The 20877-nt window shown below is 73.3% G+C and carries 15 protein-coding genes, 1 tRNA gene and 1 pseudogene; 2 read left to right on the forward strand and 15 right to left on the reverse strand.

Annotation, left to right across the window (positions count from 1 at the left end; translation table 11 throughout):
• Positions 1–31 precede the first annotated feature (31 nt).
• The 5 genes from RIM90_RS06970 to fusA all read right to left on the reverse strand — a co-directional run bounded on the left by RIM90_RS06970 (position 32) and on the right by fusA (position 7462).
• Positions 32–3352, reverse strand: coding sequence for a CHAT domain-containing protein (locus tag RIM90_RS06970; protein WP_309059689.1), 3321 nt, complete (start codon positions 3350–3352; stop codon positions 32–34).
• Positions 3349–4329, reverse strand: coding sequence for a hypothetical protein (locus tag RIM90_RS06975; protein ID WP_309059690.1), 981 nt, complete (start codon positions 4327–4329; stop codon positions 3349–3351). The genes RIM90_RS06970 and RIM90_RS06975 overlap by 4 nt, the downstream gene beginning before the upstream one ends.
• Before the next feature lie 11 nt (positions 4330–4340).
• Entirely contained in the window at positions 4341–4799 is a 459-nt protein-coding gene (locus RIM90_RS06980) for a hypothetical protein (protein ID WP_309059691.1), read from the reverse strand.
• A 263-nt stretch (positions 4800–5062) separates the two neighbouring features.
• A complete protein-coding gene (locus RIM90_RS06985; protein ID WP_309059692.1) occupies positions 5063–5248 on the reverse strand; it encodes a hypothetical protein in 186 nt (61 codons plus the stop codon).
• A 165-nt stretch (positions 5249–5413) separates the two neighbouring features.
• Entirely contained in the window at positions 5414–7462 is a 2049-nt protein-coding gene (gene fusA, locus RIM90_RS06990) for an elongation factor G (protein ID WP_309059716.1), read from the reverse strand.
• A gap of 568 nt (positions 7463–8030) precedes the next feature.
• On the opposite strand from fusA, the gene RIM90_RS06995 reads away from it, so the two are divergent.
• Entirely contained in the window at positions 8031–9443 is a 1413-nt protein-coding gene (locus RIM90_RS06995; protein ID WP_309059693.1) for an MFS transporter, read from the forward strand.
• A gap of 375 nt (positions 9444–9818) precedes the next feature.
• Entirely contained in the window at positions 9819–10916 is a 1098-nt protein-coding gene (locus RIM90_RS07000) for a VWA domain-containing protein (protein WP_309059694.1), read from the forward strand.
• Between the two features lie 379 nt (positions 10917–11295).
• Here RIM90_RS07000 and RIM90_RS07005 read toward each other — a convergent pair.
• From RIM90_RS07005 to RIM90_RS07050, 10 genes and pseudogenes are all read right to left on the reverse strand, one after another.
• Positions 11296–11383: transfer RNA gene (locus RIM90_RS07005), tRNA-Leu, on the reverse strand.
• A 194-nt stretch (positions 11384–11577) separates the two neighbouring features.
• Positions 11578–11781, reverse strand: a pseudogene (locus tag RIM90_RS07010) (aldehyde dehydrogenase); the annotation flags it as partial.
• Positions 11782–11961: 180 nt separating this feature from the next.
• Positions 11962–13161: a sugar phosphate isomerase/epimerase family protein gene (locus RIM90_RS07015; RefSeq protein WP_309059695.1), complete on the reverse strand. Its 1200-nt coding sequence runs from the start codon at positions 13159–13161 to the stop codon at positions 11962–11964.
• Positions 13162–13265: 104 nt separating this feature from the next.
• Positions 13266–14684, reverse strand: a complete 1419-nt coding sequence (locus RIM90_RS07020; protein WP_309059696.1) for an alkaline phosphatase family protein — start codon at positions 14682–14684, stop codon at positions 13266–13268.
• On the reverse strand, positions 14681–15850 hold the full coding sequence (eboE, locus tag RIM90_RS07025; protein WP_309059697.1) for a metabolite traffic protein EboE: 1170 nt from the start codon (positions 15848–15850) through the stop codon (positions 14681–14683). The genes RIM90_RS07020 and eboE overlap by 4 nt, the downstream gene beginning before the upstream one ends.
• A gap of 3 nt (positions 15851–15853) precedes the next feature.
• Complete coding sequence (locus RIM90_RS07030; protein ID WP_309059698.1) at positions 15854–16744, reverse strand: TatD family hydrolase; 891 nt, start codon at positions 16742–16744, stop codon at positions 15854–15856.
• Complete coding sequence (locus tag RIM90_RS07035) at positions 16744–17553, reverse strand: EboA domain-containing protein (protein WP_309059699.1); 810 nt, start codon at positions 17551–17553, stop codon at positions 16744–16746. The genes RIM90_RS07030 and RIM90_RS07035 overlap by 1 nt, the downstream gene beginning before the upstream one ends.
• Positions 17550–18569 (reverse strand): sugar phosphate isomerase/epimerase family protein, encoded by a 1020-nt coding sequence (locus RIM90_RS07040; RefSeq protein WP_309059700.1) that lies wholly within the window; start codon positions 18567–18569, stop codon positions 17550–17552. Before RIM90_RS07040 ends, RIM90_RS07035 begins: the two co-directional genes overlap by 4 nt.
• Complete coding sequence (locus RIM90_RS07045; RefSeq protein ID WP_375165408.1) at positions 18566–19642, reverse strand: SCO3242 family prenyltransferase; 1077 nt, start codon at positions 19640–19642, stop codon at positions 18566–18568. The genes RIM90_RS07040 and RIM90_RS07045 overlap by 4 nt, the downstream gene beginning before the upstream one ends.
• Entirely contained in the window at positions 19639–20814 is a 1176-nt protein-coding gene (locus tag RIM90_RS07050) for an inositol-3-phosphate synthase (protein WP_309059701.1), read from the reverse strand. The genes RIM90_RS07045 and RIM90_RS07050 overlap by 4 nt, the downstream gene beginning before the upstream one ends.
• Positions 20815–20877 lie beyond the last annotated feature (63 nt).

Genomic DNA, 20877 nt, shown 5'->3' on the forward strand with positions numbered 1-20877 from the left:
CCGCTCACAAGCCGTACGACCGCGCGCGGGTTCAAGCGCCCACGTGGACGTACGAGGCCCACCGGCCGGGCGCGTGGGGCATCTGCGCGCGCAGAGCGCGGACCGAGTGGTGGAGGGCCTCCGCGGCCCGCGCCGGGCCCGGGCCGGCGGCGCGGGCCACGCGGGTGTAGAAGTCCTCGGCCGCCCGGGCCGCGACGGCGTCCTCGACGCTCCACAGGGCGGCAACCACCTGCCGGTAGCCGGTGAACTGCAGGGCGTGGGCGAGTGTGATCGCCTCGTCGGGGACGTCGGCTCCCCCCATGGCCGTCTCGCAGGCGGACAGGTAGGCGAGCTCCCCCAGCCCCTCAGGGTGAGCGGTGGCGAACTCGGCCACCGTCAGGAGACCGTCGTGCAGATGGAATCCGGCGCGGGACGGGGCCGCGAGGTCCTGACCGGCGTGGCAGGCGATGTGCGCCCAGGTGTGCTCGGCGAGTGCGGCGCGGACCGCGTCACGGGTGGCATCCGGTCCGTCGAGCAGTCGGTGGGGCCCGCCGGGGAAGAGCCGTGTCACGGCTTCGGCCTCGCGGCGTACGCTGCGCAGGACGGGCAGTCCGGGCGCTTCGGCGACGGTGACGGCGAGCAGTCCGGTTCCCCGCGTGCCGTGACTGCCGCGTCGGGCGCCGGACCGGGCCGGCGCGCGCACCAGGCTGCGCAGCGTCGGGGTGTACGAGCTGACGACACGGTCCAGGACACTGTCGCCGGGTCGTGGCCGGTCCGAACCCGGATCCGCGGGACGGCCCGCCGCGTGGAGGGGCAGCAGGGCCAGCAGTCCTGTGGGACACCACCACAGCCGTGTCCAGGAGTCGTGCGACGGTACGGGGGTGGTGAGGTCCAACGCCTCCAGTACGGGAGCGGCGACCACCTCCCACAGCCACTCCAGCACGTCCAGGAGCGTCTGCTCACGGACCATGCGTGCGGCCATGCCGGCAGCACCCGTGGCGCGGTCGGCCTCGTGGAGCGCGGTGAGGAGTCCGACCACGCGCGTGTGGACGTCGCGGGCGGTCAGGCCGGGCAGCGGCACCACGCGCACGGCGTCGCCCGTCACGATCAGAGCGTCGCAGCGCACGGTGCTGACGTTGACGAGGACCACCGGGCCGGGCAGCGTGGCTCGCAGCTCGGCCAGACGAGGCGGACGCAGGAAGTTCTCGAAACCGGGCAGGCCGCGTACCTCTTCGACCAGTGCGTCCCACTCGCGGGCCGGTGCCATGCGGCGGCCCGTGGCTTCGTGGTGTTCCCACCAGACGGGGTGCGACGGGTCGGCCGGCGGAGCCGCTCCCTGCGTGTCCAGCGCGGAGCGGACCCGGTCCAGGCGGGCCGCCAGCGCGGGTGCCGCGGCGCGCAGGGCGTCGAGTTCGGTGTTCTGCTCGAGCAGCTGCGCCCAGAGGACGGACCGTCCGCGCTCGAGGAGTTCGACGGCCTCTTCCGGTCGGCCCGCGGCCAGCGCGGTCGCGGCGGCGTCCTGGGCCAGACCGGCGCAGTCGGCGAGCAGCCGTTCGCGTTGCGCGCGGTGCAGACCACGCCAGGCGAGCAGTGGGAGCAGATCGACGGCCGTGGCCATGCCTTCCGCGGCCTGGGCCCAGTCCTGGCCGAGCTGGATCGCAAGCCCGCCCCACGAGGTGGCCGCCGCGATCCGGTCGGCGGCCGCGACGCCCGGCAGCCGCGCCGCCTGCCGCCAGAGTCCGATGGCCTCCGTCGCGCTGTTCCGGTCGCCGGTGCGTCGGTGTCGTACGCTCAACAGCTCGGCCAGTGCGGACAGATGTCGGCCGTGCACAGGGCTGCCGACCGGGCTGAGGCGCACCGCCTCCCTCAGACGGGCTTCTCCTTCCTGCCCGTCGCCGTCCAGGCCCGTCTGCCGGTAGCGCCACCCCAGCGCCGTACCCAGGTTGGCCGAGCACAGGGTCCGGTCGGCGACGCTCTCCGCCTCGGCGAGGGCCGCACGGTGGGCCGCGATGGCGTCGTTCAGATCGGTCAGGTCCACCGCTCCGTGAGGGAGGGGTTCCCCGCTGCTCCGGTCCGGCCCGCTGCCGTCGTCGTGCTCGAGCCGCCAGACCCAGCGGGTGAGAAGGGTGTTGCCCAGGTTGTGCAGACATGTCGTGCGCAGCGGGTGGCCTTGCGGGGTGGCGCGCACCGCCTGCCGGCCGGCACGGACGGCCGCGTCGATGTCGGCGGGATCCGTGCGCTGCGTGAACCGCTCCTGGTGGGCGATGCTCAGGGAATTCAGGTACATGCCCTGGTTCGGATCGGCCGGTGTGGTGGCCGCCACGGTCTCCTCTGCGGCGGCCACCGCCGTGTCGAGGTCGGTGGGGTCGGCGGTGAGCCGGTTGCGCAGCAGCACCAGGGAGCTCAACTGCGCGTGGCACGGTGCGTAGCCGACCTCCCCGGGTGCCATGCCGCGCAGGGCCTGTTCGACTGTGCCGATCGCCTCGTCGAGGTCCGCGGCGTCACCGTCACGCTCGAATCGCAGGCGCAAGGCCCGGGCGTGGTTGTTGAGCAGCGCCCAACGCGCGGGGTGCCGGGTGGGACAGCGTCGGAGCGCCTTGTGACCCGCGTCCACGGCCTCGTACAGGTCCTCCGCATCGCCTGTCAGCTGGAAGCGGAGTTGCAGCGTGACGGACAACTGACCCAGACAGCCCTGGTGATCCGCGCCGCGTGGGGGCGAGACCCGCAGGGCCCATCGGGCGGTGGCGACGGACTCGTCGAGGTCACGGATGCCGCCGGTGTGTTCGTACCGGCGACGCAGCGCGAGGGCCAGGTTGATCAGTACGGGCACGGCACCGGGAGCGCCGTCCATCGGCGGTTCCGGCCCGTCGACGCCGTCCGGATCCGCGGTGACGGGTAAGGGCAGGCCCGCTGCGGTGAGAGCCGCTCGACCCGCCTCGATGGAATCGTCGAGAACGCGCGGATCACCCTGGTGGTCGTACCGCACGATCAGCGTGCCGGCCAGGGTGCTCAGGCAGGTTGCGCGCAGGAACCCGTCCGCGGCGACCTTCGCTCCGTTGCGCGCGTGGGTGACGGCCTCGTCGAGGTCGGCCCGGTTCCCCTGACGTTCGTACCGGTTGCGCAGTGCGAGGGCCAGGTTGTTGCAGGCCCCCGCGTAGGGCCCGTGCGCCGGGCCTGTCGCTCCGACGGCCTTCCGGCCGGTGTGGATCGCTTCGTCGAGGTCGCCCGGCGCTCCGACGAGCAGGTACCGATCGAGGAGAAGGGCGCACAGGGCGACCAGGGCCTCTGCACGTTCCGGCCGGGCCGTTCCTGGGTGTCCCGCGACGGCCCGGGCCGCTTCGATCTGGCCGTCCAGCATGGCGACGTGTCTCACCCTCCTGCCCCGTCGGGCGGCGGCTCTCCTCGGCGCGGACGGCGGCAGCACTGCTCCGGCGCCGGTTCGGGATGCTCGTACCGTGCCCTCATCGGCCCGCCCTGCCGCCAGAACGCCGACAGTGTTCTGTTGAACCGGCCTTCCTGATCCGGGTCTTCGGGCAGGGGAAGGTGCAGCGCCGGGTAGAGGTCGAAACGGTGCAGGTCGAAGCAGACGCGGACGGCCTGCCCGTAGGCCAGCGCGGCGTGCACGGCGGCGTGGTACGCCAGCCGCGACAGCAGCAGCGGTGCAAGCGCGAGCAGCAACCACCAGCCGGTACGGGCCAGCAGGGCGGCGCCGACCGCGGAGCACAGGGCCGAGACGACGCTGACGCGGCAGGCGGCGTCGAGTGCGTTGCGCCGGTCCTCCACGGTCGTCTTGGCCGCTTCGCCGAGGACCGTGTACAGGCGTGGCCATGCGACTGGCCCGTCCCACCCGTAGGGAGCGCCGCACCGGTCCTCGGCGGCGGCGAGCACGTTGCCCAGCCGGGTGGGGCGCAACAGGTGCGGCTGCTGCGGGAAGCGGGCGCGCAGCGCACCGTCGGCGAGCCCCGCCCGGTGGAGGGCTGCCGGGCCGGGCGGTTCACCGTCGGGCAGGTCCCTGGCCTGTTCCAGCCGCTTCATGCTGCGCTCCTGACGGCGTGTGCCCCACCGCGTCGGCGCCCCGCACCAGGAAGGCCAGTACCCTTCCAGCAGCCTGACGAAGGGCAGTTGGAAGGGGTGGAGCACCAGTGCCCCCACGACCGTGCCGAACACCAGCAGCAGGGCCTCGCCCGCGCCCAGCGTGCCGGCACGCCGCCAGGCCGCGCTCCAGTCCAGGGTGGTCCCCGGGGCGCCCGCCCACACCAGCAGCAGCACGAACAGGAAGCCGGCGCACATCGGTACGTAGCCGATGACGAAGAACCGGCCGCCCAGCGCCTCGGCGGACGGCCGTCCCACCGCCGTCAGGCTCACTGGTCCATCCGCATCGCGCCGTGACCGGCCACCGGGCACGGAGGTGGATCCTCGTCGGCGGCGATCCGGTAGGAGACGTGTCCGCACTCTCCGCACCGGTAGCAGTACACCGTGAACCGCGTCGGGGTGCCGGGGAGTGTGCCGTGGTCCCCGGCGCCCAGTCCGCCGCGTACGGGAAGGTCCCCGTCCCACGCGTCCGGTGTGAGCACCTGCTGCTGGAACCGGGTCCTCGCGGTGGAACCGACGGGCTGCCCGTCCGGGACGAGGAGGACGCTGTCCACCTCGGGGTCGGCGGCGAACACGTGTCTCAGTGCCTCGATCAGTTCCGGCAGTCGCGTGCCGGACGCGAACTCCAGTCGGTACTGCCCGATCGCACCGTCACCGGCCGCTTCCGGAACTCTCGTGTCGTGCACCAGTGGTTCGTACCCGCGCAGCGCCTGCGGCCCCGCTTCCACGTCCGGCTCCCTCCCCGTCACCAGGCACAGGCGCGGAGGTCTCAACGACTCCGGGGCCGTGCGAGTGGGCAATGAGTGTAGCCACTGCACGTGCCGGAACAGCACCGCCGTCTTGGTGCGGGTGTCCCGCGTTCCGCTGCTGCGGTGTTCGGCTCGGGCCGTTGCGGGGAGCGGTCCCCGGCCCGGGTCCGCTCCGGGCGGGCGCGGCAGCGGCAGGCGGACGTCCCGGCCGGGCAGTCGGCCGTGCGTGACGGCACCGGCCGTCAGCCGTAACAGGCCGGCAGGGGCTCCGGTCCCTCCGGCGCTCCGTACTCGAAGACCGCCGTGCACGCCTCCGCGATGTCGCAGCCCTTGTCCCACCACGGGAAGGCGAACAGGCTCCAGACCAGAAAGGCGGTGAAAGCGTCCAGCGCGTCCCCTTTGACATGTATGCGATTATTCCGCTCCACGCAGCGGAATATGCCGTACCACCTTCCGGCCGTCGACGGTGGTGTCCTACCCCTGCCCCCGGCCCGCCGGGGCACTCCCGCGGCCGCCGCCGACGGCCGGGCGCGCCCCGTGCGGGGCCGGTGGCGGCCCCTCCCCACTGAGTCCGGGAGGGGCCGCCGTCCCGATCACCGCGCGGGCGCCGCGGCCGGTGCCGGTGCGTAGCCGGTCGGCCGGGTGGTGAAGGTGCCGCGGCCCTGGGTGCGGCTGCGCAGCCGGGTCGCGTAACCGAACAGCTCGGCCAGGGGCACGGTGGCGGTGACGACCGCCGCGCCCGCCCGGGTGACCGAGCCGGTCACCCGGCCACGGCGTGCGGCCAGATCGCCGAGCACCCCGCCCACCGCGTCCTCGGGCACGGTGACCGTGACCTCGACGACCGGTTCCAGCAGGACCATCGCGCAGGCGCGCAGCGCGTCCCGCAGCCCGAGCCGGCCGGCGGTGCGGAAGGCGGTGTCCGAGGAGTCCTTCACATGGGTCGAACCGTCGGTGAGCGTGACCCGCAGCCCCGTCACCGGATGCCCGCCCAGCGGCCCTTCGGCCAGGGCGTCCCGGCAGCCGGCCTCGACCGCGCGGACGTACTCCTGCGGCACGCGCCCGCCGACGACCACCGAGCGGAACTCGAAACCGGCCTCCGGCGTGTCCAACGGCTCGACATCGAGCACGACATGGGCGAACTGCCCGGCTCCGCCGTCCTGTTTGACGTGCCGGAACACGAACCCGGACACCCCGCGTCCGACGGTCTCCCGGTGACTCACCCGGGGACGGCCGACGTTGACGCCGAGCCCGTGCTCACGCCGGATCTTCTCCACCGCGACCTCCAGGTGCAGTTCTCCCATGCCGGACAGCACCGTCTGGCCGGTCTCCGGGTCGGTGCGCACGACCAGCGACGGGTCCTCCTCGGCGAGCCGCCCGAGCGCCGACGCCAGGCGCCCGGTGTCGGTGCCCCGAAGCGCCTCCACCGCCACGGAGACGACGGGCTCGGCCGCCCCCGGAGGCTCCAGGACCAGCGGGGCGCCCGGCGCGCACAGGGTGGAACCGGCGCGGGCGGACTTCAGCCCGACCACGGCGACGATGTCCCCGGCGACCGCCCGGTCCACCTGGGCGTGCCGGTCGGCCTGTACCCGCAGGATCCGTCCGATCCGCTCGGCGCGGCGCGCGGTCGCGTCCCACACGGTGTCTCCCTTCTCGATCGTCCCCGCGTACAGGCGCAGGTAGGTCAGCCGTCCGGTGGCGGTGGCGTTCACCTTGAACGCCAGGGCGGCCAGCGGCGCCGCCGGGTCGGCGGCCCGCTCCCGTTCCCGGCCGTCGTCGTCCGTCCCGCGCACCGGCGGCACGTCGAGCGGCGACGGCAGGTAGGCGAGGACCGCGTCCAGCAGCGGTTCGACGCCGCGGTTGCGGTAGGCGGAGCCGCACAGCACCACGACGGCGTCACCGCTGCGCGTCAGGTCCCGCAGCGCGCGGGCGAGCGTCCCGGTACCGAGCGATCCGGTGTCGCAGAACTCCTCCAGCGCGCCCGGGTGCAGCTCGGCGACGGCCTCCTCCAGCAGCTGGCGCCGCCGGTGGGCCTCTTCGCGCAGCTCGTCCGGCACCCGGCCTTCGAGGACGGCTTCACCGTGCTCGCTCCAGGTCAGCGCTCGCATGCGGAGCAGGTCGACGACACCGGCGAAGGCGTCCTCCGCGCCGATCGGCAACTGGACCGCGAGGGGTGCGGGGTGCAGCCGCTCCCGGATCGAGGCGACGGCGGCGTCGAGCTCGGCGCCGGCCCGGTCCATCTTGTTGACGAACGCGATGCGCGGCACACCGTGCCGGTCCGCCTGCCGCCACACCGACTCGCTCTGCGGTTCGACCCCGGCGACCGCGTCGAACACGGCGACCGCACCGTCGAGGACGCGCAGCGAGCGCTCCACCTCGTCGGCGAAGTCGACGTGCCCCGGGGTGTCGATGAGGTTGATGCGGTGACCGTCCCAGGCGCAGCTGACGGCCGCGGCGAAGATGGTGATGCCCCGGTCGCGTTCCTGCGGGTCGAAGTCGGTGACGGTGGTGCCGTCGTGGACCTCGCCGCGCCGGTGCGTGGTGCCGGTCGCGTACAGGATCCGCTCGGTGACGGTGGTCTTGCCGGCGTCGACGTGGGCGAGGATGCCGAGGTTGCGGACGGCGGCGAGGGGGTTGGTGTTCATCGGGTCGCGCATGGCCCGTGGCCTTTCGGTGCGGTGTGACGGGGCGGCGCGATTCCCGGACGAGACATGCCGTCGGGCACGGACACAGGGGTGCCCGAACATCCGAGGACGGAGGAAGTCGACGGACCGTCAGTGGAGCTGTCTCGTCACGGCATCCGGTACCGGCCGCGCAGCGGGCACCGGACGGCCGAGGACACCAGGATCACCTCGGACCGGGCGGACCGGAAACGGGGAGCGGCGACAGCGGCGTGGTCACGCACGGCCGGACTCCCCTCACTGGTCATGGATGCGCGGCCCCGCGGCGGGGCGGCGTCTGCTCGTCGCCGAGTGTAAGGAGGGACCAGGAGGCGGAGCCACGCATTATCCGCGGGCACGCACGTTGTTCGCGGGCGCGCACGACCCTCGACCTGGTCTCACATCTTGGGATGGGGTTCCTGGCAAATGAGATGTCTGAGATCGTTGAGCGGCCCGCACCGTTCGCGTGGCCTCCCCCGAAGGGGACACGTGGCGCCGTGCGGGCCGTCGGCGCATGCCGCCGGCGGCCGTTCTCCCCCGGAAAGACCGTGAAATGCCCGCACCAACCACCAGCCCGGCCCCGGCACCCGTCAACTCGCGGTCCCGCGTCCTCATCGCGAGCCTCATTGGCACGACCATCGAGTTCTACGACTTCTACATCTATGCGACGGCCGCCGTCCTGGTCTTCCCCACGCTCTTCTTCCCCAGCAGCGACCCGACCACGGCACTGCTGTCCTCCTTCGCGGTGTTCGGCGCCGCGATGGTCGCCCGCCCGATCGGCGCCGTCGTCTTCGGACACCTCGGCGACCGGCTCGGCCGCAAGGGCACGCTGGTGGCCTCGCTCCTCACCATGGGCATCGCCACCTTCCTCATCGGCGTGCTGCCCACCTATGCGCAGGCCGGCTGGATCGCCACCGCGCTGCTGGTGCTGATGCGGCTCGCGCAGGGCTTCGCGCTCGGCGGCGAGTGGAGCGGCGCCGCCCTGGTCGCCACCGAGAACGCCCCGAGCGACAAGCGCGCCCTCTACGGCACCTTCCCGCAGCTGGGCGCCCCGCTCGGCTTCATCATCGGCAACGGCCTCTTCCTGGTCATCGGCGCGCTGTTGCCGTCCGCGGCCGGCTCCGACCCGTCGCAGCCCTCGGAGGCCTTCCTGAGCTGGGGCTGGCGCATCCCGTTCCTGTTCTCGGCCGTCATGGTCGCGATCGGCCTGTGGGTGCGGATGCGCCTCGTCGAGTCGACGGTCTTCTCCAAGACCCGCGAGGCCGGTCTGGTGCGGAAGCTGCCGCTGGCCACCGTCTTCCGCAGCCACTGGAAGCAGCTGGTCCTCGGCACCTTCTTCATGCTGGCGACGTACGTGCTCTTCTACCTGATGACCACGTTCTCCCTGAGCTACGGCCGTACGCCCGAGGACGCCGCCGTGCCCGGCCTGGGGTACAGCTACACCACCTTCGTCCTGATGATGATCTTCGGAGTGCTGTTCTTCGCCGTGTTCACCCTGGTCTCCGGCCCGCTCGCCGACAAGTACGGCCGGCGCGGCACCCTCGTCTGGGTCACCGCCGGGATCCTGGTCTTCGGGCTGGCGTGGGTGCCGCTGATCGGCATGGGCACGCTGGGCGTGGTGCTGTGGCTGGTGCTCGGCTTCACGCTGATGGGCATGACCTTCGGCCCGATGGGCGCGCTCCTGCCGGAGCTCTTCCCGACGAGCGTGCGCTACACGGGCTCCGGCATCTCGTACAACGTCAGCTCGATCCTCGGCGCGGCCGTCGCCCCGTTCATCGCGGTGGCCCTGTGGGAGGCCGGCGACGGCTCGCCGTGGCTGGTCGGGGTCTACCTCTCCGCGATGGCGCTGCTGACCCTGGTCGCGCTGCTGCTCGGCAAGGAGACGAAGGACGTCGCGCTCGACGAGGGCGAGGTCCCCGCCCCCCTCGACCGGGACGAGGCCCCCGCCGCGACCGCGGCCCCCTGAACCGTCCGGCGTCCCGCCGCGGCCCCCTGCGCCCTGCACACGGGCGGAGGGGGCCGCGGTGTCTCCGCCGGTCCCCCGGCGGGTTCCTCCCGCGCAAAACCGCAGCTCAGCACGCGTTGTCAGTGCCGCTCCATAAAGTAGCGCCATCATCTGGACGGACCGGAGTCCATGCCGGGGTGCGCAATCCCGGAAAGAGACGTCTGCCGGCGGAGAAGGGCGTTCCGGAGCTCCCGTGACGGCCTTTCACCGCCGGTCGCTCCGAGGCCCGAAGACACGGACGGGCTGAACGGCGACTGACACGTCTTCGTCGAGGAACCGTGCCTCCGCAGGGCGCTGTCGTGGTCCGGGGGGAACGATCGGAAGGGGATTGACACGATGAGCGCAACGGTGAGGGACCGGCTCAAGAAGCACTTTGTGAACCATGTCGCTCTCGTCATCGACAAGTCCGGCTCGATGAAGGGCCACTCGGAGCAACTCATCCGAGTGGTGGACGAGTTCGTGAAAGGGCTGAAGGAGGAGTCCGACAGACTCGGCCACGAGACCCGGATCAGCCTCTACGCCTTCGACCATCTGGTCGAGAACCTGGTGTGGGACATGGACGTCAAGCATCTGCCGTCCATGCGGGGCCTGTACACCGTCGAGAACGGCGCGACGGCGCTGATCCAGGCGTCGGTGAAGGCGCTCGACGACCTCGGCCACATATGGGAGGAGTACGGCGAGCACAGTTTCCTCCAGGTCGTCGTCACCGACGGCGAGGAGAACGCCTCCGGCGCCGACGAGACGGGTGCGCGCCACGACCGCCTTCCCGACGGCCGCGCCGTCCTGGACGAGTGGCTGGGCAGGATCGCGGACAAGATGAACAGCCTGCCGGATCACTGGACCTCGGCCATCATGGTGCCCAACTCCCTGGCCAAGCGCACCGCTCAGCAGTACGGCTTCCCGACGGGCAACATCTCGATCTGGGACGCGGACTCGGCCCAGGGCGTCGAGGAGGCGATCGGCGCCGTCAAGACGGCCGCCACGAAGTTCCTGCGGGACCGCGAGCAGGGCGTGCGCGGCACCAGGAACCTCTTCGCGATGGGGCAGGACCTGAGCACGGCCGACGTGAAGTCCAGCCTCCAGGCCCTGGACGCCGGCAAGTACGTACTGATTCCCGTGGACCAGCAGACGTCGATCCGCGATTTCGTCACCCGCGCCGGGCACCAGTACAAGACCGGCTGCGCCTTCTACGAGCTGTCCAAGCGCGAGAAGATCCAGGCCAACAAGAAGATCGCCGTGGCGGAGAAGGATCCGGTCACCGGCCGGATGACCGGAAAGGTGTTCTCCGGCCCCGCCGCCCGACAGCTCCTGGGCCTGCCGGAGACGGAGGTCACGGTGACACCGGGGAGCAATGCGGCCTACACCGTGTTCGTCCAGTCGACCTCGGTCAACAGGAAGCTGATCCCGGGGACCAGGCTGCTCGTTCTGCTGTAGCCGAGAGCGCCGATCCGACAGCCGCGTCGGCGTTCCCCTTGCCGGCCTCACCCCCGATGAGGCCGGCGTGGAGTCCGGACCGTCTGGAACGCCCCCAAAAGTTCCGGCATCTGGACGCTGGATGCTTCGCCGGTCAGGGGAAGTGATCCGGGACGACAAAACGGAAGGACCATCCAGAAGTGTTCAAACGGGGCGCAGTGGCGTCGGCGCGGCCCTCGAAAGACCGTTCACTCCGGGACGCTGCACAGCGGCTCCAAGCGGTTGACTCGGACACCAAGGCTGCACTGTACGAACTCCGGGCATCACAGTAAGTGGCGAAAACGCCGCAAGGACCACAACCTTCAGGTCATGGCCCTTACCGTTACCCACTGCATTGAGCTGGTGTCCGAGGGGGGACTTGAACCCCCACGCCCGATAAAGGGCACTAGCACCTCAAGCTAGCGCGTCTGCCATTCCGCCACCCGGACCAGGTGTCTGTCGCCTTGCCGGGGTGTTCCCCGCGGCGACATGGACAACCATACCAAGGTTTCGCAGTGCCTTTCACCTGCGTTTCCGCGCCCTGGGCGACGCTCCGGCACCCAGGGTTCCGGGACGGCGAAGGCCACGCCGTGAGCAACCATTCGATCACTCATGGTGAGCACGTGACGACTCGGCCGGTTTCTCACGGCATGAGCGGGCACTCCCGGAAGTTGCCCGGCAGCCGGTCCCCCGCCGGTCCGCGCGTCACCGCGCGGACCAGGAGTTCGCCGACGACGGACGCGCCGCGCCAGGACGCGCCGAAGCCGCCGAACAGCTCGTCGCGGTCGCCGCGGGAGCGGAGGACGCCGTGGCCGACCCCGAAGGCGCGGATCTGCCGGGTGCGTCGCCCTGTTCCCGCGCCCGCCGGGGCGTCCCGGGCCGAGCGCATCACGCCCAGCCCGCGGCCGTCGGGCGAGGAGACGGCGTGACGTGACGGTGGAACGCACCGCCGGACGACGCGTCGACGGACGGACCGGGCGGCCCTTCCCACCGTGCCCGGGAAGGGCCGCCCGGTCCGTGCCGCCGGTCAGCGGCACCGCTTGCGCAGGGCCGCGAGGTTGTCGTAGCCGATCTTGGCCTCCCGCAGCGACTGCCCGGGGTCGGTGGCGCTCGGGGCGTTGTCGTCCTCGATCATCGGGTTGTGGTAGTTCCGCTGCCCGACCCGTGAGAAGAACGTCGTGTAGTCGATGACCCCGGTCCCGAAGGGCACCATCTCGTAGCCCATGCCGTTGGTCGTGCTGACGACGCCGTCCTTGGCGTGGAACAGCGGGTAGCGCCTGTTGTTGCGGGCGACCAGGCCGGCCGGGTCGAAGACGTTCCTCCGGGTGGAGCCGTCGTGTGCCGTGTACGTGTGGAACTTGTACCGGGCGACGTGTGCCCAGAAGATGTCCATCTCCAGCCAGACGGCCTTCGGGTCGGTGATCTCGAGGAAGTACTCCAGCTTCCGGATGCCGGAGCTGCGGGTCGGCCGGCCCTGGTCGTCCAGCGGGCCGCCGTCGAGCAGGAAGCCGTAGGCGCTGTCGTGGTTGTGGGTGTAGAGCTTGATGCCTTCGCGCCGGGCGATCTCACCGAGGGCGTTCCACTTGTCGGCGGCCACGTCCCAGTCGGCGCGGTAGGAGCTGCCGGTGGGGTCGCCACCGGTGCCCATGTGGTCCATGCCGATGATGTTGGCGATCTCGAGGTGCTTCTTGAAGGTGTCCAGGTCCGCCGTGGTCAGCGGCCAGGACGGCGGGATGAAGCCGTGGTTGCCCTGGGCGCGCAGGCCGTACTCGTCGAGCCAGGAGCGCAGCAGCCTGGCGCCTTCGACGGATTCCAGGTTGGCGCCGCCGGGTGCGTTCGCGTGCTGGCGGTAGCCCGCGAACTCCACCTGGCGGTAGCCGTGGCGGGCCAGCTGCTTGAACACCTCGCGGAAACCGGAGGGCAGGTCGGTGGAGAGGGGATCGCGGCCGGTGGCGTCACGGACGGTGTAGAGGATGATGCCGCGCTTGTGCGGCGGGACGAGGACCTGCCCGCCGTGTCCGTGATCGTGACCTCTGCCGCGGTCCTGGGCCAGGGCGGGGGAGGCGCCGAAGACGGGGGCCGCGACGGCTCCGGCCGCCACGGCGGTGCAGGTGCTGAGGAAGCGGCGCCGGTCCACGCCGAGGGTGCGGCGCAGTCCCTCGTCCGGGGCGTCGGTGGCGGAGGCGGTGGCGGCCTCGGTGCGGGAGGGGTCGGGGAACGGGGTCACGGGTGCCTGCCTTCGTCGTCGTGGCCGGCTCCGGGGGCACCGGAGACGGCCGTTGTCAGTGCCGTGTGTTTCACTCTCGGTAGTCGGATCTCGTCGGCTGTGCGTCAGCCGAGTCCGGCGAGCCGGAGCAGCAGTGACTTCACTTCGGTGGCCGCGATGCGGTCGCCGAGGGCGCGGGGGGTGGAGCAGATGAGGAGCGGACCGTCGTCGTCGCTCGTGGGAAGGCGGCCGTGGCTGCCGCGAATAGGTGACGGATCCAGGGGCACGACCGCCATGCGGTAGCGCATGCCGAGTTTCTTGCGCGCCAGGGCGGCGGCCGCCTTGACCTTGACGTACGGGTCGAGGGGATCCATGAAGAGTTCGACCGGGTCGTAGCCGGGTTTGCGGTGGATCTCGACGAGCCGCGCGAAGTCGGGCGCGCGGGCGTCGTCGAGCCAGTAGTAGTACGTGAACCAGGCGTCGGGTTCGGCGACGGCGACCAGTTCGCCGGCGCGCGGATGGTCGAGGTGGTGGGTCTTCTTGCCTTCGTCGTCGAGGAGGCGCTCGATGCCGGGCAGTCCGTCGAGGGCGGCGCGGGTGGCCCCGAGGTCCTCGGGGCGGCGCACGTAGACGTGGGCGATCTGGTGGTCGGCGACCGCGAAGGCGCGGGAGGCCATCGGGTCGAGGTACTCCATGCCGTCCTGCGTGTGCACCTCGAGCAGGCCCGCGCGGCGCAGGGCGCGGTTGATGTCCACGGGCCGGTTCACGCGGGTGATGCCGTACTCGGACAGCGCGACGACGGTACGGCCCTCGGCGCGGGCGTCGTCCAGGAGCGGGGCCAGGGCGGCGTCCAGGTCGGCCGCCGCCTTCAGGGAGCGCGGGTCGTCGGGGCCGAAGCGCTGCAGGTCGTAGTCGAGGTGAGGGAGGTAGCAGAGCGTCAGGTCGGGGTGGCGGGTGCGCATGATGTGGCGGGTGGCGTCGATGATCCACCGGCTGGAGACGAGATCCGCTCCGGGCCCCCAGAAGTGGAACAGGGGGAACGTGCCGAACCTGTCGGTGAGTTCGTCGTGGAGCGCGGGCGGCCGGGTGTAGCAGTCGGGTTCCTTGCGGCCGTCGGCGTAGTAGACGGGGCGGGGGGTGACGGTGATGTCGGTGTCGGCGCCCATGGCGTACCACCAGCAGATGTTGGCGACGGTGTAGCCGGGGTGGGCGCGGCGGGCGGCGTCCCAGAGTTTGTCGCCGGCGACGAGGCCGTTGTGCTGGCGCCACAGCAGTACGTCGCCGAGCTCGCGGAAGTACCAGCCGTTGCCGACGATGCCGTGCTCCGACGGGTGGGCGCCGGTGAGGAAGGTGGACTGGGCGGCACAGGTGACGGCGGGCAGGACGGTGCCCAGGGGCGCGCGGGAGCCGGACCGGCCGAGGGCCTTGAGGCGGGGCATGTGGTCGAGCAGGCGGGGGGTGAGGCCCACGACGTCGAGGACGAGAAGGGGGGTGGGGCCGGTGGTGCTCTCGTGGGCGCCGGTGGCGTGCGCGGGGGTGTTCATGGGAGTTCCTTCAGGCCGAGGTCCGTCAGGAGGTCGCGGGCGAGGGCGAGTTCGGCGGCGATGCCGTCGGCGAGCTGGGCACGGCCCCGGGGGCGCAGCTCGGGCGGGAGTGCCTGCCAGGTGTAGGTCTCGACCTCCAGGTGGTGGGTGAGCGGATGCGGGCCGCCGACGAGCCGGGACAGGGCCGCCTTGAGGACGGGCAGCGTGGAGGTGAGGGGCGCGGTGGGGGCCGCGTGCAGGGGGACGTGGAAGTGGGCGCGCCAGGGCGCCGCGTCGGGCAGGGTGTCGCCGGCCAGGGCCTCGTCGAGGTCGTCGGTGCCGCGCAGTCCGGCGGCGGTGACCGTGCGGGTCTGGTGCAGGAAACGGGGTTCGGCGAAGGCGGCCAGGGCCTCCCGGACGGCGGGGAGACGGGGCTGTTCGGCGTGCAGGGCGGCGGAGAGCTGGGACTTGACCACGGGCACCCCTGCCCGGGCCAGGTCGTCCAGGGCGGTGTGCGGGTCTTCGAAGGAGGTGGCGAGGTGACAGGTGTCGACACAGATGCCGATGCGGTCGTGGGCGATCGCGGTGAGCGGGGCGATGGCGTCGCGGGTGGTCTCGACGACGCAACCGGGTTCCGGCTCCAGGGCGACGCGGACGGAGCGCCCGGTCAGTTCCTGGAGCGCGTCGAGGCGTTCGGCGAGGGTGCGCAGGGCGGTGCGGGCCGTCCCGGCGCGCTGCTCGTCGCAGGAGGTGCGCCAGGCGAGCGGCAGGGTGGAGATGCTGCCGTCGGTGACGTCGTCGGGGAGCAGTCCGGTGAGGACGCGGGCGAGGGCGGTGGTGTGTTCCAGGCGCTCGGGGTCGGCCCAGTCCGGCTTGTAGACGCGGTACTTGACCTCCTCGGCGCCGAAGCCCTCGTAGGGGAAGCCGTTGAGGGTGACGACCTCGAGGCCCCGCCGCTCGAGTGCGCAGCGCAGGCCGCGCAGGGCGGACGGGTCGGTGACCAGGGCGTGGGCGGCGTCCCTGGCGAGCCACAGGCCGATGCCGAGCCGGTCGCGGCCGAGGCGGCGGCGGACGGGCTCGCAGTGGTCGCGGAGCTGGGCGAGGACGCCGTCGAGGGTCTCGGCGGGGTGGACGTTGGTGCAGTAGGCGAGGTGGACGGTGGAGCCGTCGGGGTGGCGGAAGCGCATGGCTCACGCCTCCGCGGCCGGGGCACCGGCCGGCCGGGGCTCTTCTCTCGGCGCGCCGCGCAGGATGGAGTTGCCCTCGTGGGTGGCGTCCGTGGCGGCGACGTCGAGGTTCAGCCGGCCGCTGAGTCCGTAGAAGGCGACGGGGTTGCGCCACAGCACCCGGTCGACGTCGTCCTCGGTGAAGCCCTCGGCGAGCATCAGGTCGGCGACCTTGCGGGTCTTGAGGGGGTCGCTCTTTCCCCAGTCGGCGGCGGAGTTCACCAGCACCTGCTCGGGGCCGTGGGCGCGCAGGATGGCGACCATCCGCTCCTCGTCCATCTTGGTGTCCGGATAGACGGAGAAGCCCAGCCAGCAGCCGCTGTCCTTGGCCTCCTTGACGGTGGTCTCGTTGAGGTGGTCGATCAGCACGCGGTCCATCGGCAGCGCGGACTCGCGGACGACGTCGAGGGTGCGGCGCAGGCCGGCGAGCTTGTCGCGGTGCGGGGTGTGCACCAGCGCGGGCAGGCCGTGGTCGGCGGCGAGCTGGAGCTGTGCGGCGAGGGCGGTGTCCTCGGCGGGGGTCATGGAGTCGTAGCCGATCTCGCCGACGGCCACGACGTTGTCCTTGACGAGATACCGGGGCAGCGCGTCGAGGACGGGTGTGCAGCGCGGGTCGTTGGCCTCCTTGGGGTTGAGGGCGAGCGTGCAGTGGTGGGCGATGCCGTACTGGGCGGCGCGGAAGGGTTCCCAGCCGAGGAGGGAGTCGAAGTAGTCGAGGAAGGAGGCCGGAGAGGTGCGGGGCTGGCCGAGCCAGAAGGAGGGTTCGACGACGGCGCGGACGCCCGCGGCGTACATGGCCTCGTAGTCGTCGGTGGTGCGCGACGTCATGTGGATGTGGGGGTCGAAGATGCGCATCAGGACTCCTTGCCGTGGGGGTGGTCCGTGCCGTGCGCCGGGGTGGCGGTGGCGGACTCGGTCAGGGCCAGAACGCGGTGCAGGTCCTCCGGGACGGTGCGGCCGGCGGCGGTGCGCTCCTCGGCGTAGTCGCCGAGCATGCGGGCGAGTTCGCCGTCGCCCCGGGCGCGCCGGTCCAGGTCCGCCACGTGGTCGAGGCCGACGCCGGTGAACAGGCACTTCAGTACGGCGTGCCGCCAGGCGTGGGCGTCGAGGTGCCGTGCGGCGTACGGGCCGACGGCTGCGGCGAGGAGGCGGGTGTCGTTGGTGCGCAGGGCGTCCTCGACGAGCGGGAGGGCGTCGGGGCCGGGTACGAGGTGCGGCAGGGCGTGCAGGACCGCGCGGCGTTCGTCGGCGGTGCCCTGGTGGTAGACCCGGGTCAGGGCGTCGACGTCGGCGTGGGCCGCGTGCAGGACGAGGACGCGGGCGGCGTCGGCGTGGGCGGGACCGCAGCGGCGGCCGGCCTCGGCGAGGCGCAGCTCCCAGACGGAGATGGGCCCGTGGGTGCCGGGGTGGGCGGCGGCCTCGTCGAGGGCCTGGTCGAGCCAGGCGCGGGCGGCCCCGTCCAGGCGTTCGGCGAGGTGGCGGTGCAACTGGGCGGGCGGGGTGAGGGCGGGCGCGAGGACGCTGCCGCTCCGGGCGGCGGCCGGTGCCGCACCGGCTCCGGGGGTGGTGCCGTCGGCCGGCCGGCGTCCCGGGGTGTGGGGGGACGCCTGGTCGCCGGTGGTGTCTGCCTCCGGGGTGGCCGGGGTGGCGTGGGGGCGGGTCATGGGGTGCTGCTCCCTTCGGGGGTGGCGGAGGGATCGCCGTGCGGTGGGGCGGGGTCCGGGGAGGCGGCGAGCGGGCGGGCGGGGGCGGTCGGCGCCGCGGACCGGGCGGCGCGGCGGAGGAACGGGAGGGAGCGGGCGGCGAAGTGGGGGCCCGCGTGGGAGTGGCGGGGCAGTTCGACGACGGTCAGGCCCCGGTATCCCGTGGCGGCGAGGGCCGCGAGGACGGGTGGGAAGTCGATCTCGCCGTCCCCGAAGGGGAGGTGTTCGTGGACGCCACGGCGCATGTCCTCGATCTGGACGTGGCGCAGCCAGGGGGCGGCGTCGCGCACGCAGTCGGCGGGAGGGAGGGGTTCGAGGCACTGGCAGTGACCGATGTCCAGGGTGAGGCCGAGGGGCTCGGGGTCGCCGAGCGCGCGGCGCAGGTGGTGGAAGTCGGCGAGGGTGGCGAGGAGGTGGCCCGGCTCGGGTTCGACGGCGAGCGGGACGCCGGCGGTGGCGGCGGCGTCCAGGACGGGGGTGAGGGTCTCGGCGAGGCGTTTCCACGCGGTGTCCTCGTCGGTACCGGCGGGGAGGACGCCGCTGAAGCAGTGGACGGCGTGCGCGCCGAGGTCGGCGGCGACGCGGACGGCCCGTACGAGGAGGTCGGCGCGGCGGGCGCGGTCGTCCGGGTCGGGGTCCAGCAGCGACGGTCCGTGTTTGCGGCGGGGGTCGAGCACGTAGCGGGCCCCGGTCTCCACGGTGACGCCCAGGCCGAGCGCGTCCAGCCGGTGCGCGACCCGGCGGGTGCGGGCGGCGAGGTCCGGGGCGAGCGGGTCGAGGTGCATGTGGTCGAGGGTCAGCCCGACGCCGTCGTAACCGAGGTCGGCGAGCAGGGCGAGGGCGTCGTCGAGCCGGAGGTCGGCGAGGCCGTTGGTGCCGTAGCCGAAGCGGAGAGGGAGCGGAGGGGTGCCGTCCGGGTTCGGCCGCGGGCCCGCGGCCTCGTTCCCGTCCGGCCCCCGGTTCGGGTTCCGGCTCACGTGATGCTCACCTTCCTCATGCCGGTCCTCCTCGTGAGCATCCGGCCGGCCGGGGCGAGGGCCGCGACCAGGAGGGACGTGGCGGCCGCGCCGGACCGGGCGGCGAGCGCGGCCTGGAGCGGGATCGTGGCCCGGACACCACTGCCGACGGCGCGTTGGGTGAGTACGGGTGAGGGGTTGAGCGTGGCGTGGAGGTAGGGACGGGCGGCCGTGGCGGCGTAGGCGGCGCCCAGGGCGGTGGCGAGGGCGCCGGTGGCCCGGGGCGGGCCCTCGGCCGGGCCGGAGCCCGGCAGGCCGGGGGCGGCTGCTGCCCGCCGGCCTGCCGGGAGTCGGGTGCGGCGGTGGGCGACCAGCCGCGTCAGCGCCCCCGTCGTCGCGAGCGCCGCCAGCGGGGCCAGGGCCGAGCCGCCGGTGGTCTCCCGGCGGGACACGGCCGTGACCGCGAGGGTGTGGCTGCCGAGCAGCGCGGCGGAGGGCAGTGCCGCCCGGGTGCCGCCGCCGGTGGCGGCCGCGCCCAGCAGCAGGTCCAGGGACCGGGCGGCGGCCATCGCCGCCGGGCCCGCCGGGGTGCGCTTCAGGCCCAGGTCGTACGCCCAGACGGTCGCCGCCAGCGGCGCGGCCACCGCGAGGGCGGGCCGGCCGGCACGGGCGGCGAGCACCAGACCGGCGCCGGTGAGGCCACAGGCCGCGGTGAGGGCGGCGGCCGGACGGACGCGGCCGGACGGAAGCGGACGGTGCGGGCGTTCCACGGCGTCCTCGGCGCGGTCCGCCCAGTCGTTCAGGGCCATGCCGGCCTCGTACAGGCACAGCGAGGATCCGATGGCGAGCAGGGTGCGGGGCCCGGGGCGCGCGCCGGCCGCCGCCGCGCCGGCCAGGGCGTCGCCGGGGACGGTGAACAGCGCGGGCAGGCGCAGCAGTTCGGCCCAGGCACCCGCGCGGCCGGAGCGGCGGCGGGGCGTGCGGGGCGCGGCGCCGCCGGGGGGCGGGGCGGCGTTCTCGGGGGTCGGGCCGTCTGCCTCTGTCGCTCCGGCCGGCGCGGGCGTGTCCTGCGCCGTGGCGACCGTGCGGCTCACCGCTGCGTCCCGCGGTCGTCGGCGCCGTCCCGCAGCCGCTCGGCGAAGCGCCTCAGCTCCGCGTACTGTTCGGCCAGTGACGACGGGCCGTCCCCGACCGGGTCCTTGAAGTAGAAGCCCAGCTCGCGCAGCGGGCCGGACAGGCCCCTCTCCCGGGCGCGGGCGACCAGGCGGGCCAGGTCGAGGACGAGCGGGGCGGCGAGCGCGGAGTCGCAGCCCTGCCAGATGGTCTGCAGGATCATGCGGGAGCCGAGGAAGCCGTCGAAGGCGATGTGGTCCCAGGCCGTCTTCCAGTCGCCGAGCGCGGGCACGTCGTCGATGTGGACCTCGCCCTGGGGCGCGGCACCGAGGGTGTCGGCGAGGACGCGTTCCTTGCCGGCGTTCTTGGCGGCGGCGGCCGCGGGGTCGGCGAGGGCGGCGCCGTCGCCGCCGCCCAGGAGGTTGGTGCCGGACCAGGCGCGCACGGCGAGGGCGCGCTGCAGGAACATCGGGCCGAGCACGGAGCGCAACAGGGTCTGCCCGGTCTTGCCGTCGCGGCCCGCGTACGGCAGGCCCGAGGACTCGGCGAGCGGAGCCAGTGCCGGGTGGTGCAGGCCCGTGGAGGGGGTGAAGTTGACGTAGGGGCAGCCGGCGCGCAGGGCGGCCGCCGCGTAGAGGGAGCTGGGCGGCAGCGTGCCGTCGGTGGGGGCGGGCTCGGTGGAGGCGACGTTCACCACGACGGCGCCCGCAAGGCCCTGGCGGCGCACGAAGTCACGGATGTCGGCCGCGAACACGTCGATCAGTTCGTCGTGGGTACGGCCCGAGCCGCCGTCCGTGTCGCCGGGCAGGGGGCCACCGGGCCTGATCTCCCGGTCGGCGGCGACGAGTTCGGCGTGCACGGCGGACGGCAGGCCGTGCGGCAGGACGCCGCCGGCGGCGAGGTGCTCGGCGCGTTTGGGCAGCGGGCAGTCGGTGGTGTCGTGGCCGCCGAAGACGAGGGACGACAGCGCCGGCAGACCGCACGAGGTGAAGCCGGGGGTCTCGGTGACCATGCCGGTCGGCGGATGGAGCCCGGCGGCGACGGCGGCGCAGCCCGCGATCGCGGTCGTGGCCACGGAGCCGCGCGCCCCGATGAGCCAGACGCCGAAGCGGGGGGCCGAGGAGGGGGTGGGGAGGGACGGTTCGGCGGACATGGGCAGCCTCCTTGTCGTACGCGAACCGGGTGCGAGCGTCGGAAGCGGACGAGCGGGGTGCCG

The organism is Streptomyces sp. (genome assembly GCF_031181555.1).
GTDB classification, from domain to species: Bacteria; Actinomycetota; Actinomycetes; order Streptomycetales; family Streptomycetaceae; genus Streptomyces; species Streptomyces fimbriatus.

Coding starts and splice junctions, on each gene's coding strand:
- RIM90_RS07030 (WP_309059698.1), bottom strand. CDS start 16,744: ATGCGCATCTTCGACCCCCACATCCACATGACGTCGCGCACCACCGAC.
- RIM90_RS07050 (WP_309059701.1), bottom strand. CDS start 20,814: ATGTCCGCCGAACCGTCCCTCCCCACCCCCTCCTCGGCCCCCCGCTTC.
- RIM90_RS07020 (WP_309059696.1), bottom strand. CDS start 14,684: ATGAACACCCCCGCGCACGCCACCGGCGCCCACGAGAGCACCACCGGC.
- eboE (WP_309059697.1), bottom strand. CDS start 15,850: ATGCGCTTCCGCCACCCCGACGGCTCCACCGTCCACCTCGCCTACTGC.
- RIM90_RS07000 (WP_309059694.1), top strand. CDS start 9,819: ATGAGCGCAACGGTGAGGGACCGGCTCAAGAAGCACTTTGTGAACCAT.
- RIM90_RS07035 (WP_309059699.1), bottom strand. CDS start 17,553: ATGACCCGCCCCCACGCCACCCCGGCCACCCCGGAGGCAGACACCACC.
- RIM90_RS06995 (WP_309059693.1), top strand. CDS start 8,031: ATGCCCGCACCAACCACCAGCCCGGCCCCGGCACCCGTCAACTCGCGG.
- fusA (WP_309059716.1), bottom strand. CDS start 7,462: ATGAACACCAACCCCCTCGCCGCCGTCCGCAACCTCGGCATCCTCGCC.